We start from the raw sequence: 13931 nt of genomic DNA on the forward strand, positions 1-13931 counted from the left end.
GGATCCTGGTCGCTGCTCAGGTGGAAGGAAGCGGAAAAGGCAGGACGTCATCGGTCCGTGCAGATTCAGGGCAAGGGTGGGAAAGGTTCCGAGCGTGTCCGCCGGCCTGTTTTGACGGGCTCCGGGGCGACCCGCTAGAATGAAGGGCGGTAGGGGTTTCCGGATGGCGGCCGGGTCGGGGCCGCACCGGATGAGGGGGAAAGGACCATGCAGGCGCCGGGGCGCGCAGGCTGGCGTGTGCTCGCGATCGACCCCGGATCCACGTCGACCCGCTGGGCGCTCTACGTGGACGACAATCCGGTGCACGAGGTGACCCTCCGGCACCTGGACGCGGAGCTGGAGGCGTACGTCCGGGTCTGGGACCAGATTCCCTACCGCCTGGAACGCCTGCGATCCTCGCTCGCCGGGCGGGGGGTGCGGGTGGAGGATCTCCACGGCGTCGTCGCCCGGGGCGGGTTGCTGGCACCCATCCCCGGCGGCACCTACTCGGTGGACGCGGCGATGCTGGACGACCTGGCCCGCGCGGAGCGAGGGGAGCACGCCTCCAACCTGGGGGCTCCCCTGGCGGCCCACCTGGCGGAGCCGGCCGGGCTGCCCGCCTGGGTGGTGGATCCCGTCTCGGTGGACGAGATGGAACCGGTGGCTCGGCTTTCGGGGCTTCCCGGGATCGAGCGGCGAAGCCTTTGCCATGCCCTCAACATGCGGGCGGCGGCGCGGCGCCTGGCCCAGGACCTGGGCGTGCCCTACCCGAGCCTGCGCCTGGTCACGGTCCACCTGGGCAGCGGCGTCTCGCTCGCGGCCCACCGCGACGGGCGCATGGTGGACGTCTGCAACCCCAATGACGAGGGTCCTTTCTCCCCCGAGCGCACCGGGAGCCTGCCCGTCACCCAGATGGTGGACCTCTGCTTCTCGGGCCGGTACACGGCGGACGAGCTGAAGCGCGCGCTGGTGCGCCGGGGCGGCCTCGTGGCGTACACAGGGAGCCGCCACCTGCCCGACGTGCTGGCCCGCGCCGGGGCGGACCCGGAGGTCCGCCTGGCGCTGGATGCCTTCGTCTACCAGGTGGCCAAGGAGGTGGGCGCCCTGGCCACCGTCCTCGAGGGACGGGTGGACTGGATCCTCCTCACCGGCGGCGGCGCGCACGCCGCGGAACTGGTGGCCGCGCTCACCGAGCGGGTGCGCTTCCTCGCGCCGGTCCGGGTGGATCCCGGCGAGCACGAGCTGGAAGCCCTGGTCCAGGGGGCGCTCCGGGTGCTCCGCAACCAGGAGCCGGCCCGTTTCTATGGTATAATGTGCGGAGGATGACCGGAAACGGTGATCATTAGCGGCGGCGGCCTCTCTTCGGGCGGCCGTGCTGGAGGTCTCGTCTTCGATGCCGCAGCGCCCGTGGGCGCGCGTCGCTCTGCTCTTGCCGATCCTCGTCCTCCTGGCCGGCCTGGCGGGCACCTTCGCCTACCGGTCCGGTATGGAGCGCCGGGCTGCCGTCGGACGCCCCGCGCCGGCCTTCGCGTTGGAGACCCTTGACGGGCGCACCGTCTCCCTGGAGGCGCTGCGGGGCAAGGTGGTCTTCCTCAACTTCTGGGCAAGCTGGTGCGGGCCGTGCCGGGACGAGGCCCCGGACCTCCAGCGCTTCCACCAGGCGTACGGCGACCGGGTGGTCCAGCTGGGGGTCAACTACCGGGAAGCCGAAGACCACATCCGGCCGTTCGTGCAGGAGTTCGGCCTGACCTTCCCCATCGTGCGCGACCGGGACGGCCGGGTGGCCGAGGCCTACGGGATGCGCGGGGTGCCCGAGAGCTGGTTCATCGACGCATCGGGGGTAGCCCGCTTCCACTGGGCCGGACCCCTGACCTACGCTCAGATGGAGGCCGCCTACCGCCAGACCCTGGCCGAGGGGCGCCCGGAGGGGGGCGAAGGCCATCTACCGTAGGATCTTCTGGGCCGTGGCGCTCCTGGCCCTGGCGGGAGCGGCGGCATGGACCTACCTGAGCTTCACGGAGACAGCCTCGGGCGGCCTTCGGGTGGGGGAGCCGGCCCCGGACCCGACCCTCGCCAGGTTCGAGGGGGGCACCCTGCGGCTCTCGGACCTCAGGGGCCGGCCTGTGCTCCTGCGGATCTCGTCCCGCGGCTGCAGCTTCTGCTCCAACGACTTCGCCCCCCTGGACCGGATCCAGCAGCGCTACGGTGACCGTCTCCAGGTGGTGGCCCTCGAAACCCAGAGCCCGGCTTCCGCGGTGGAGCACGCGCTCGGAGGCCGGGAGCCGTCCTACCCGGTGGTCGTCGATCCCCAGGGCACCGCCGCGGCCGCATGGCCCCTGAAAGGGCTCCCCATGCTCTTCGTGCTGGATCGCACCGGGCGGCTCCATGCCTCCGCCTGGGGCGAGGTGGCCGCCGTCGAGCTGGACCGGCTGGTGGGCGACCTGCTCCCCCCGCCTCCGGACCCCGCCTCGCCCGAGTTCCAGGAGCGCTTCCGACAGGTCTCCACCCAGATCCGTTGCCAAGAGTGCGAGGGCCTTTCGGTGTGGGAGTCCAACGCCGCGTCGGCATGGACCTCCCGGGCGGAGATCCGCCAGCGGCTGCTGGAAGGCTGGACCCCTGGGGAGATCGTCCACTGGTTCGAGGACCGCTACGGGGTGTGGATCCTCATGAGCCCACCGGCCCGGGGCGGCCTCGCCTGGGTCTGGATCGCGCCGGGGCTGGCGCTCCTGGCCGGGGCGGCGCTGGTGGCCGCCTACCTGCGGCGGCCAGCGCCTCAGGAGCCGGCTCGCGGGGCGGAAGCCCCGGGAACGGGGCCGGAGCTCCCCCCCGAGATCGAGCGCCGGCTGAGGGAGTACCTGTAGAGGGACACCGAGGGACGGCCGGACCCTGCCGCCCATGGAGGAGGGACGCCTCATGACGACCATCCAGGTCCTCTCCGCCGGTGGCGGACTCCTTCTCGACCTGGGCCTGGTGCTGGCTGGCGGCCTCAGCGTCGCCCTGGCGGTGGGCTGGCGGCGGGAAAGGGCGTGGCAGCACCGGCTGGCGCGGCAGGGCACCGGGGCCCTCTGGGCGGTGGTGAGCCTGGCGGTGGGCCTGCTGCTCTGGGCACTCCTCACGGGCCAGTTCGCCTTCCGTTACGTGGCGGGCCACAGCAGCCTGGAGCTGCCGCCCTTCTACCGGGTGACCGCGCTCTGGTCCGGCCAGGAGGGGTCGCTCCTCTTCTGGCTCTGGATCCTGACGGGGTACGCGGCGCTGGTGGCCCGGCGCACCGCCTGGGAGGCCCGTCGCCTGGCGGTTCCGGCGGTCTTCACCCTCACCGTGGTGGCGACCTTCTTCGCCCTGCTGGTGAGCCGGGTGGTCCACCCCTTCACCGTGGTGTCGCCGGCCCCGGCCAACGGGCTGGGGCTCAACCCGCTGCTGCAGAACTACTGGATGGGACTGCACCCCGTCTTTCTCTACCTGGGGTACGTGGGGCTGTCGGTACCCTTCGCCTTCGGCATCGCCGCGCTGCTCACCGGGGAGACGGGCGAGGCCTGGGTGCGCGTCACCCGGCGCTGGAGCCTGATGGGGTGGCTCTTCCTCTCGGCCGGCATCCTCTTCGGGGCCCGGTGGGCCTATGAGGAGCTGGGCTGGGGCGGCTACTGGGGCTGGGACCCGGTTGAGAACGCCTCCTTCCTGCCGTGGCTCACGGCCACCGCCTTCATCCACTCGATCATGATGCAGGAGAAGCGGGGCCTGCTGAAGCGGTGGAACCAGGTGCTCATCCAGGTCACCTTCGGGCTCACCCTCTTCGGCACGTTCATCACCCGCAGCGGCATCCTCACCTCGGTGCACGCCTTCGTGGAGTCGGACGTGGGTCCGTTCTTCACGGGCTTCCTGGCCCTGGCCGCCGCCAGCTGCCTCTACCTCCTGCTCCTGCGCTGGGGCGAGCTGAAGGACGAGCGTGCCATGGTCTCCTACGCCTCCAGGGAAGCCAGCTTCCTCTTCAACAACCTGGTGATGACCGCCGCCGCCTTCGCCATCTTCTGGGGCACCGTCTTTCCGCTGGTGAGCTCCCTCTTCGGGGTCCAGGTGACGGTGGGGCCGCCGTACTTCAACCGGGTGACTGGCCCCCTCTTCGTGGCCTTGCTGCTCTTGATGGGCATTGGGCCGGTGATCGCCTGGAAGCGGGCCACGCCCACCAACCTGCGGCGGAGCTTTACCCTTCCTGGCGTGGTGCTGGCGGGGACCGGGGCCGTGCTGGTCGCCGCGGGGGTGCGCGAGCTGGGGGTGGTCCTGGCCTGGAGCCTGGCTGCTTTCGTGGTGGCCGCGGCCGCGGTGGAGGTGGCCAAGGGGGTCCACGTGCGCATGGCCCGCCGGCGGGAGCCCGCGCTGCTGGCCCTTCCCCGCGTGCTCAACGCGAACGCTCACCGGTACGGCGGCTACCTGGTTCACGTGGCGGTGGTGCTGATCGCGATCGGCATCGTCGCCTCCCAGACCTACCAGGTGCGGCGGACGGCGGCGCTGGAGGTGGGCCAGGAGGTGGCGGTGGGCCCCTACCGGCTCCTCTTCCAGGGTCTCGACGAAGAGCGGGAGGGCGCGGTTCCCGGGGTGGCCGCCAGCCTGGTGGTGCGCCAGGGCGATCGTACCCTGGGCCTCGTCCGGCCCGAGAAGCGCTTCTTCCCCGGCTTCGCCGAGCGGGAGGGGCCCACCTCGGAGACGGCCATCTACAGCCGCCCCGGAGGGGACCTCTACGTGGTCCTCTCGGGCTGGGATCCCTTCGGCGCCACGGTGGGCTTCGTCTTCTACTACAATCCCTTCGTGTCGTGGATCTGGGCCGGGGGAGCGCTGCTGGTGGCGGGCACGCTCTTCGCCCTCTGGCCCCGGCGGCGCGAGGCGGCCCTGGAGGGCCGGATCTTCTCGGAGCTGGCCGAGCTCGAGGCCGATCGCCTCGCCGGCGACCTGCCCGAGGCTGAGTACCTGGCGCTCCGGGCGCGCCTGGTGGGCCGGGCCGGCGCCCTCCTGGATGAGGAGGCCCACGCCCGCGCGCGGGCCGAGGCCGAGCTGCGGGCGCTCGCGTCGGGCTGAGCCGGCCGCCTCAGCGGGTCTGCTGCAGCACCTGCTGGTAGCTGAGGCGCCGGGTGTGGCGGGTGGGCAGCCATTCCCGGCGGCGGTGAGTGAGGAGCCCCCAGAGGATCACCAAGGCGGACGTGTACGTGAAGAGCGGGAAGAGCGCCACGAACCGGTAGGCGGACGCGGGGAGGCGGTCCAGCCGCCAGACCAGGAGGGCCGGGGCCATCATGGCCGCTGTCGACGTCAGAAGCCAGGCCAGCAGGGTGGCGAGCTCCGGAGCGGCACCCGCACCCGGGAGCGGCCCTGCCAACCGGGAGAGCCCATCGACCACCGGGCGCGCCAGTGCCCAGACGGTCCCCATCCCCACGGCGACCATCTGCAGGAGCCGGGCGGCGCCGTCGAGGCAAGCCACGTCCCGCCGGAGCACCGCGGCCCGGAGCAAGCGGGGGCCGTACCGGAGGGCCACCTGGGTCTGCCCCCGGGCCCATCGCAGGCGCTGGCGGAGGCTGGCGGTGAAGCTCTGGGCCTTCTCGTCGTACACCCGCGTCTCGGGCGCGAAGGCGGTACGGTAGCCCAGGCAGAGAGCCTGCACCGAGAACTCCAGGTCTTCGGTGAGGCTCTCGGTCTCCCAGCCTAGCTCGCGCAACACATCGGCGGCGATGCACATGCCTGTCCCCATCAGGGCCGCCGAAAGGCCCAGGTTGGAGCGGGCCAGGAGGTTGAAGCGGTTATTCACCCAGAAGCCGATGCTGAACGCGGCGGAAACCCAGGTGTCGCCTGGGTTCTTGGAGTCCACGTACGCTTGGATCAGCCGCTGGCCCGCGTGCAGCCGCGCGTCCATCACCCGCAGGAGGTCCAGCGAGACCAGGTTGTCTGCGTCGAGGATCACCACCGCGTCGTAGGGGGGTGGCTCGGAGGGGGGTAGACCCGTGCCCCGATCCACCAGTCCCAGCCAGCTCAGCGCGTCGCCCAGAGCGTAGCCCTTGCCCCGCCGGACCGGGTCCCGGCGCCGGAGCACCCGCACCCCCCGGGCGGCGGCGATGGCCTCGGTGCCGTCGGTGCAGTTGTCCGCGATGACGTAGATGTCGTACAGGTCCTTCGGATAGCGGAGGGCCTGCAGGTTGGCCAGGAGCGGGTCGAGCACCGCGGCCTCGTTGTGCGCCGGGATCAGGACCGCGAAGCGGGAGGTGAACCAAGGGGAGAAACGCTGCCGCCGGGACTGGAGCCCCGCCAGGCCGACCAGAAGGGCGTAGGCGGAGAAGACCACGAGGAAGCCTTGGCCCAGGCTGACGACGGCCTGCCAGGCCGTCTCCAACCCACCCTCCATGGGGATCCTCCTGTCTGGAACCATGAACGCTGGTCCATTCTAGGCGGGCCGGCTGCCGCGGCACCATGACCGGTACCTTCCATTCGAAGGGAAAAGGGACGAAAAGGGATTCCGTCCAGGGATCCAGCGGCGCGGCGAGAGAAGGAGTTCAATCCCTGGGAACAGAAGGTTGACACAACAGTTGCCGGCGAGGCCGGCGGCCGGATCGGGGGGTCCCGTGGCATGACCTGGCTCAGGCGACTCAGCACCGCGGCGGCGGTGGGCATGTTCTTCCTCCTGGCGTCGGGGGTGCTGGTGACCACCACGGGTTCGGCGGCGGGCTGCGGGAACGCCTGGCCCTTCTGCGACGGCGACTGGAACACCCTGGCCACATGGATCGAGGTGAACCACCGGGCGGTCACGGGCGTCCTGGGGCTCTTGATCCTGGCGGTCTCGGTACTGGCCTGGCGGCAGCTCGGGCACCGGCGGGACGTGCGGCGGCTGGTGGGCGCCTCCCTGGGCTTCCTGCTGCTCCAGTCCTGGCTGGGGGCGGCTGCGGTGATGTGGGGCTCCTCGCCACCGGTGCTGGCCACCCACTTCGGCGTCTCCCTGGGCGCCTTCGGTGCCGTCCTCCTGCTGGCCGTGAGGGTACGCCAGCTCGCGACGGGCCGGAGCTACCGGGGCGGTCCGGTGCCTGCCCGCTTCCGGTCCCTGCTCTGGGTCAGCCTGGCGTGGACGGTAGGGGTGGTCTACGTGGGGGCGTACCTCCGGCACACCCACACGGGGCTCGCCTGCCTGGGTTGGCCTCTCTGCAACGGCGTGCCGGTGCCACCGCTGGGCACGGCGGCCTTCGTGGGCTTCGTCCACCGCCTGCTGGCCGGGGTCCTGATCCTCCTGGTGGCCTACGCGGGGCATCTCACCCGTCCCTACCGGCAGGACCGCCCGGACCTCTTCCGGGGCTCCCTGGCAGCCCTGGCCCTCCTCCTGCTCCAGACGCTGAGCGGTTGGCTGGTGGTGGGAACCCTCAGCTCCATTGCGGCCAACGTGATCCACTCCAGCCTGGTCACGCTCTTCACGGGGGTCCTCCTCTACCTGGCCATGGAGACCGCGCCCGAGGCCTCCACCCTTGAGGAGCGACGATCCGTGGCGGTCTGAGAGGGTACGCCCGACGGGGAAGCAGGCTTCAGATCCAGAAGAGGAGCACCCACAGGTAGATCCACAGGACGCCCACGAAATGCCAGTAGATCGCACCCGAGGTGACGGCGCGGGCTGCCGTCGGTCCGTGGTGCCTGAGCCGCACCGCGCCCACGATCAACCAGCCGAGGCCCGCCAGGACGTGCGCCGCGTGGACGGCGGTGAGCACGTAGAAGAACGAGGCGTGGGGATTGGAGGCCAGGAAGACGCCGGCCGCCGCCAGTTGGCGCCAGGCGGCGAGCTGCCCCAGGACGAAGAGGATGCCCAGGAGCGTGGCCACGTTCACCGCCGGTTGGAGGCGCACCCCGTCCCCCCGCCGGAAGCCGCTCCTGCCCCACTCGAGCACGCCGCTGCTCAGGACCAGGACGGCGGTGCTGAACCAGAGGATCCCCGGCATGCTGACGGGGGTCCAGTCGCTCCCCGTGCGGCGGGCGAGGTAGGTGCTGGTGAAGCCCAGGAAGAGCATGGTGACCGCACCCAGGAGGAGCCACACCCCCGCGTGCGCGATGGGTGCGCCTTCGGGGGAGGGCCGGCCGCTGTCGCCGTCCCCCCCGCCGAAGTCGGGGATGCCGGGTCCTCCTGGTGGGTGGACCTCCGCAGGCGTTTCCAGAAGCTGCTGCGCCATGGGATGTACGCTTCCTCCTTTGGCCGCCGCCCAATCCCGGCGACCTACCGTCCGGGCACCCCCACCGGAGCCGCCTCAGGCTCGGTCTGGGGAACGAAGTCGTCGTCCGCCCCGGGTACGCTGTAATCGTACGCCCAGCGGTGGACCTCGGGGGTCTCGCCCTCGAAGTTATCGTGGGGCGGCGGTGACGACGTCTGCCACTCGAGCGAGGTGGCACCCCAGGGGTTCGCCTCGGCGCGCTCACCGTAGCGAAGGCTCCAGACGAAGTTCACCAGGAACAGCATGTGCGCGGCCCCCATCACGAATGCGGCGACGGAGACGAACTGGTTCAACCCCTGGAAGCCCGCCAGGTAGTCGTAGAACTGGGTCGAGAAGATCCGCCGCATCATGCCGCCGATCCCGGCGAAGTGCATGGGGAAGAAGGTGGCGTAAGTGGCGGGCAGGGCGATCCAGAAGTGGAGCCGTCCCAGGCGCTCGTTCATCTTGCGGCCGAACATCTTGGGGAACCAGTGGTAGATGCCGGCGAAGATGCCGAAGAGCGAGGCGCTGCCCATGACGAAGTGGAAGTGGGCGACCACGAAGTAGGTGTCGTGGACGTACATGTTCAAGGCCGGCGAGCCCAGGATCATGCCCGTGAGGCCTCCGGTCACGAAGAGCGAGACGAAGCCGATGGCGAAGAGCATCTGGGGCGTGAAGCGCAGCTTCCCCCGCCAGAGGGTGGCCAGCCAGTTGAAGACCTTGATGGCCGACGGGATCGCGATGAAGAGGGTGGTGGTCATGAAGGCCGTCCCCAGTAGCGGGTGCATGCCGCTCACGAACATGTGGTGCCCCCACACCAGGAAGCTCAGGAAGGCGATGACCGCGATGCTGAGCACCATGGCCCGGTAGCCGAAGATGGGCTTGCGGGCGTTGTTGGCCAGGATGTCGGAGACCATGCCCATGGCCGGCAGGATCAGGATGTAGACCTCCGGGTGGCCCAGGAACCAGAAGAGGTGCTGGTAGAGGAGGGGGTCACCGCCCGAGGCCGTCACCTGCACCCCGTTGATGACCACGCTCGCGGGCAGGAAGAAGCTGGTGCCGCCGGCACGGTCGAAGAGGAGCATGATCGCCGCCGCCAGCAGGACGGGGAAGGAGAGGAGCGAGAGGATCGAGGTGATGAAGAGGCCCCAGCTCGTCAAGGGCATGCGCAGCAGCGACATCCCCCGGGTGCGGAGCTGGAGGATGGTGGTGATGTAGTTGAGCGACCCGAACAGAAAGGCCAGGATCAGGATCGCCAGGCTCACCAGCCAGAGCACCTGGCCCACGCCCGAACCCGCCTGCGCCAGGGCGCTCAAGGGCGGGTAGGCCGTCCAGCCGCTGATGGGCGGGCCCCCGGGCACGAAGTAGGAGGCGAGCAGGACCGCGATGGAGATGGGGTAGAGCCAGTAGGAGGCCATGTTGAGGAAGGGGTAGGCCATGTCGCGCGCGCCGATCTGAAGGGGGATCAGGAAGTTGCCGAATCCACCCGTCAGCGCGGCGCTGAGCACGAAGAAGACCATGATGGTGCCGTGCATGGTCACCGTGCCCAGATAGGAGGCCGGCGTGACCCCCGACGCCTCAGGCCAGCCCAGGGCCAGGCGGATGATCATGGCCAGCGTGCCGCCCAGCACGGCCATCCCCATCGACGTGGCCAGGTACTGGATGCCGATCACCTTGTGATCCATGCTGAAGACGTACCTGCGCCAGAAACTGAGGCGCTGCTCCTGGTGCAGGTGCTCCTGAACGACCGCCATCGGCATTCCGCTCCCTTCTCGAGCACCATCGGCTCAGAGTCCGAGCAGGTTCCCCGGGGCTCGACGGCAGGGTGGTCAGGCCCGCCTTACTGGGCCCGGGCCGCCAGCCACGCGTCGTACTCCTCCTGGGTCTCCACCACCAGCCGGGACCCCATCAGGTAGTGACCCACCCCGCAAAGCTCCGCACAGGCGATGGGATAGGTGCCTGTCTCGGTGGGCGTGAACCACACCTGGGTGACCCGGCCCGGCACCGCGTCCTGCTTGAAGCGGACGTCCGGGATGTAGAGGCTGTGGATCACGTCCTTCGAGGTGAGGAGAAGGCGCACCGGGCGCCCTACCACCAGGTGGAGCTCGGAGGCTACCAGGTCGTCCGAGGCCCCCTGGGCATTCCGGTCGAGCCCGATGGGGTTCCGGCCCGAGCCCGAGCCGGGCCGGATGGTGCCCAGTACCCCGTCTGCGCCCGGGTAGTGGAAGTTCCAGCCGAACTGCTGGGCCACCACCTGGACCGTGGCCGCGTCCGGGGGAGGCGCCCCGTGCACCTGGAGCCAGAGCCCACCCCCCAGGACGGTGAGGACCACCAGGATCGCAGCGGGGATCAGGGTCCAGGCGAGCTCGAGCCGGGTGTTTTCGTGCCAGTAGCTGGCCCGGCCCACGCCCCGGTCCGCGAAGCGGACGAGGAAGAACCCAAGCGCCGCCTGAACCAGGATGAAGACGGTTCCGATGATGACCAGGATCGCGTTGAAGAGACGATCGATGCCGCCCCCCTCGATCGAGACCAGAGGAGGCCGCCACCAGTGCCCCAGGGCGTAGACGAACGAGGTCACCGCCGCCGCCAGGATCGCCCAGATGAGCAGGCCGGCTGCCGAGCCGACGCGGTTGGGACGTCTCTCTTCCGCTGGATCTCTCAGCATCGCGAGGCTCCTTTCGTCAGGGCAGACGGGTGAAGGCGTCGGGGGCAATCCCCGCGAGGAGGGCCACCGCCAGGATCAGGGGCGAGAGCACCGCGTACACGAAGGTGAGCCGCTCGAACCGCAGGTGCATGAAGTACGCCATGATCAGCGCCCCCTTCATCAGGGCCAGCACCACCAGGAGCCCTACCGTCACGCCCCGGGGCAGCGACAGCGAGGCCACTGCGATCTCCACGATGGTGAGCCCCAGGAGCCAGAGCCAGGTGCGGACGTACAGCCCGGACCCTGCATCGTGGCCGGCCTGGGTGCCTGGTTGCACCGCGGGGCCCTGAGCTTGAGGGGTCATCGGTTCGGACACGTCGCGCACACCCCTTTCACACGAGGTAGAGGAAGGTGAAGATGAAGACCCACACCAGGTCCACGAAGTGCCAGTAGAGGCCGGCCGACTCCACGCCGTCGGCGCCGAAGCGCCCCTGGAGGGTCCGGTAGGTGACCGTGGTGAGGTAGACGACCCCCGCCAGCACGTGAAAGCCGTGGAAGCCCGTGATCACGAAGAAGGTGGTGCTGAAGAGAGGGACGCCCCAGGGGTTGGTGCCCAACCGGGCGCCTTCGAGGATGAAGTGGGTCCACTCGTAGCCTTGCATCCCCAGGAAGAGGAGGCCGCCGGCCACCGTCAGCCCCAGGAGCCGTCCGGCCTTCAGAGGGTCGCCGCGCCGGGCGGCGCCCACGGCGGCGGCCATGGTGGCGCTGCTGCAGATGAGGACGAAGGTCATGAACCCGACGAGCCCCAGGTTGAAGATCTCACCCTGGGCGGGCCAGGTTTCGCTCGCGGCCCTCAGGAACCCGTAGCCGGCTACCAGGCCGGCAAAGGTGAGGGTGTCCGAGAGCAGGAAGAGCCACATCATGAGCTTGCCCCAGGGGACCTGGAAGAACGAGGTGGCCCCCTCCCACCGGGAGACCGGTGCCTGTGGTGCTGTCTCCACAATTCCACACCTCCCCGTGATGCCCGGGCCCGACGGGCGGACCCTCGCCCCATGGAAACGGAGCGGCCCATGCGACTTCACACCGAAGAGACCATGCACCCGGTGAGCCGCGCCGTCCCCCGGGTCACACCGTCCTGTCGAGCACGGCGACGATCAAGAGCACCGTGAGGTAGACAAGCGCGTATCGCAGCAGCCAGCGCCCCCAGAATCTGGCCTGCTCAGGTCCTCCCCGCACCGCCCGGAGCGCCGCGCCCACGTAGACCGCGCCCAGAACCAGTGCCACCGCCAGGTACGTGGCCCCCGCGACACCCACCAGGTGAAGGAGAACCGAGAGCACCAGGAGCACCGCACTGTAGACGGCGATCTGGTTCAGGGTGGCCTGCTCCCCCTGGACCGCCACGACCATGGGGAAGCCGGCCCGCCGGTAATCGTCGGCCACCAGCAGGCTCAGCGCGAAGAAGTGGAGCGGCTGCCACACCACCATGATGAGGAAGAGGACCGCCGCCGGCCAGGAAAGGGTGCCCGTGGCGGCCGCCCACCCGATCAGGGGCGGGATGCCGCCGGCCACGCCTCCCACCAGCGTGTTCCAGGGCGTGCGCCGCTTGAGCCAATAGGTGTAGACGCCCGCGTAGAAGAGGATTCCACCCAGGGTCAGAAGCGCGGCCAGACCGTTGGCGCCCCAGGCGACCACGGCCAGGGCCGCCACCGCCATCCCTGTGGCGTAGGCGAGCGCGTGCAGCACCCGGATCCTCCCGGCGGGAAGGGGCCGATCCCGGGTCCGCTCCATGAGGGCATCCAGGTCCCGGTCCAGGACGGCGTTGAAGACGTGAGACGCGGCCACGGCCAGCGCGGTGCCGGCCAGGGTGGCAACGACCAGGCCGGCCGGCAGGGGCCTGTCCAGAGCCAGGGCCATGCCGATCCACGCCGTGAGGGTCGATGGAATCACGTGCCGGGGCTTGGTGACGGCCAGGTAGTCGCGGAGCGACCCGCTGGCGCGCGGGCGTACGACGGAGGCGGCGGCCAAGGGTGCGGTGATCTCCCTCATCTCCCGTCCTCCCCCGAGGGGCCGAGCCAGGGTGATGGGGGCTCGACCCCGCGAGGTGCGAAGCGTAGGCATTGATGTTGTAGCGTTTTCTCGGCCGATGAGAGGGATTCCTGCTAGCGGCGCCGGCCTCGGATGCGGGGAGAGCCCGCCGGAAAGAGCATCGCGAGCATGAGCAAATTCTTAACAACGCGCGGGAAGGCTTGACGATGGGGCGCGACCGGTCGCCAGGGGGGGCGCCGCCGCTGGGTCAGAGGATCTTCTCCAGAAAGGCGCGGGTCCGCTCCTCGGCGGGGGCCTGGAAGAAGTGTTCCGGGGTGCCGCGCTCCACCACGCGCCCCTCGTCCATGAAGATGACCCGGTCCGCCACCTCCCTGGCGAAGCCCATCTCGTGGGTGACCACCACCATGGTCATCCCCTCCCGGGCCAGGTCCTTCATCACGTCCAGCACTTCCTTGATCATCTCGGGGTCCAGGGCCGAGGTGGGCTCGTCGAAGAGCATCACCTTGGGGTGCATGGCGAGACCCCGGGCGATGGCCACCCGTTGCTGCTGCCCGCCCGAGAGCTGGGCGGGGTATGCGTGGGCCTTCTCGGGAATGCCCACCTTCTTCAGGAGATCGAAGGCCGTGGCCTCTGCTTCCGCCCGTGCCATGCGGCGGACCTTCACGGGTGCGAGGGTGAGGTTCTGAAGAACGGTCATGTGCGGGTAGAGGTTGAACTGCTGGAAGACCATGCCGATCTCGGAGCGGAGCCGGATGAGGTCCACCTTCGGGTCGTACAGGTCCTGGCCGTCCACCACGATGCGGCCCGACTGGATCTCCTCCAGCCGGTTGATGCAGCGCAGGAAGGTGCTCTTGCCCGAGCCGCTGGGTCCGATCACCACCAGCACCTCGCCCGGGGCGACCGATTCGGTGATGCCCTTCAGCACGTGATGGGAGCCGAAGTACTTGTGCACGTCCTCGAACCGGATGATGGGCTCCGGTGCCCCGTCGTACCCTGCGGCCGCCTGCTCCGGGCGTGCGGTGACGCTGTTCACCCCGCTCCCCCCCATGCACGGCCGTTTCGGCGCG

The 13931-nt window shown here is 70.1% G+C and carries 13 protein-coding genes; 5 read left to right on the plus strand and 8 right to left on the minus strand.

All coding sequences use genetic code 11. The annotated features are described in order from the left end of the window. Positions 1–207 precede the first annotated feature (207 nt). From buk to LIP_RS00495, 4 genes are all read left to right on the plus strand, one after another. Positions 208–1305, plus strand: a complete 1098-nt coding sequence (gene buk / locus LIP_RS00480; RefSeq protein ID WP_068132876.1) for a butyrate kinase — start codon at positions 208–210, stop codon at positions 1303–1305. A gap of 67 nt (positions 1306–1372) precedes the next feature. After that, entirely contained in the window at positions 1373–1930 is a 558-nt protein-coding gene (locus LIP_RS00485; RefSeq protein ID WP_068132879.1) for a TlpA family protein disulfide reductase, read from the plus strand. Between the two features lie 13 nt (positions 1931–1943). Next, positions 1944–2840 carry a cytochrome c-type biogenesis protein CcmH gene (locus LIP_RS00490; protein WP_068132882.1) on the plus strand — a complete coding sequence of 299 codons (897 nt, stop codon included), beginning with the start codon at positions 1944–1946 and terminating at the stop codon, positions 2838–2840. Between the two features lie 52 nt (positions 2841–2892). Further along, a complete protein-coding gene (locus LIP_RS00495) occupies positions 2893–5046 on the plus strand; it encodes a heme lyase CcmF/NrfE family subunit (RefSeq protein WP_068132886.1) in 2154 nt (717 codons plus the stop codon). A 10-nt stretch (positions 5047–5056) separates the two neighbouring features. Here LIP_RS00495 and LIP_RS00500 read toward each other — a convergent pair whose 3' ends face one another. Then, a complete protein-coding gene (locus LIP_RS00500) occupies positions 5057–6358 on the minus strand; it encodes a glycosyltransferase family 2 protein (RefSeq protein ID WP_068132889.1) in 1302 nt (433 codons plus the stop codon). Positions 6359–6580: 222 nt separating this feature from the next. Here LIP_RS00500 and LIP_RS00505 point away from each other — a divergent pair, with 222 nt between their 5' ends. Next, positions 6581–7492: a COX15/CtaA family protein gene (locus LIP_RS00505; protein ID WP_068132893.1), complete on the plus strand. Its 912-nt coding sequence runs from the start codon at positions 6581–6583 to the stop codon at positions 7490–7492. 28 nt (positions 7493–7520) lie between these two features. Here the strand turns inward: LIP_RS00505 and LIP_RS00510 are convergent, their stop codons facing one another. The 7 genes from LIP_RS00510 to LIP_RS00540 all read right to left on the minus strand — a co-directional run bounded on the left by LIP_RS00510 (position 7521) and on the right by LIP_RS00540 (position 13834). Further along, a complete protein-coding gene (locus LIP_RS00510; protein ID WP_068132897.1) occupies positions 7521–8156 on the minus strand; it encodes a cytochrome c oxidase subunit 3 in 636 nt (211 codons plus the stop codon). 44 nt (positions 8157–8200) lie between these two features. Next, a complete protein-coding gene (locus LIP_RS00515) occupies positions 8201–9934 on the minus strand; it encodes a cytochrome c oxidase subunit I (RefSeq protein WP_198409618.1) in 1734 nt (577 codons plus the stop codon). An 80-nt stretch (positions 9935–10014) separates the two neighbouring features. Further along, positions 10015–10839 carry a cytochrome c oxidase subunit II gene (coxB, locus tag LIP_RS00520; RefSeq protein ID WP_068132902.1) on the minus strand — a complete coding sequence of 275 codons (825 nt, stop codon included), beginning with the start codon at positions 10837–10839 and terminating at the stop codon, positions 10015–10017. Positions 10840–10855: 16 nt separating this feature from the next. Beyond that, positions 10856–11194 carry a cytochrome C oxidase subunit IV family protein gene (locus LIP_RS00525; RefSeq protein WP_144440245.1) on the minus strand — a complete coding sequence of 113 codons (339 nt, stop codon included), beginning with the start codon at positions 11192–11194 and terminating at the stop codon, positions 10856–10858. Between the two features lie 16 nt (positions 11195–11210). Then, on the minus strand, positions 11211–11819 hold the full coding sequence (locus LIP_RS00530; protein ID WP_068132907.1) for a cytochrome c oxidase subunit 3: 609 nt from the start codon (positions 11817–11819) through the stop codon (positions 11211–11213). Between the two features lie 124 nt (positions 11820–11943). After that, positions 11944–12864: a heme o synthase gene (locus LIP_RS00535; protein ID WP_068132910.1), complete on the minus strand. Its 921-nt coding sequence runs from the start codon at positions 12862–12864 to the stop codon at positions 11944–11946. 247 nt (positions 12865–13111) lie between these two features. After that, complete coding sequence (locus LIP_RS00540) at positions 13112–13834, minus strand: amino acid ABC transporter ATP-binding protein (RefSeq protein WP_068141252.1); 723 nt, start codon at positions 13832–13834, stop codon at positions 13112–13114. Between the last annotated feature and the right edge of the window lie 97 nt (positions 13835–13931).

The organism is Limnochorda pilosa, assembly GCF_001544015.1.
In the GTDB taxonomy this organism is placed as follows: Bacteria; Bacillota; Limnochordia; order Limnochordales; family Limnochordaceae; genus Limnochorda; species Limnochorda pilosa.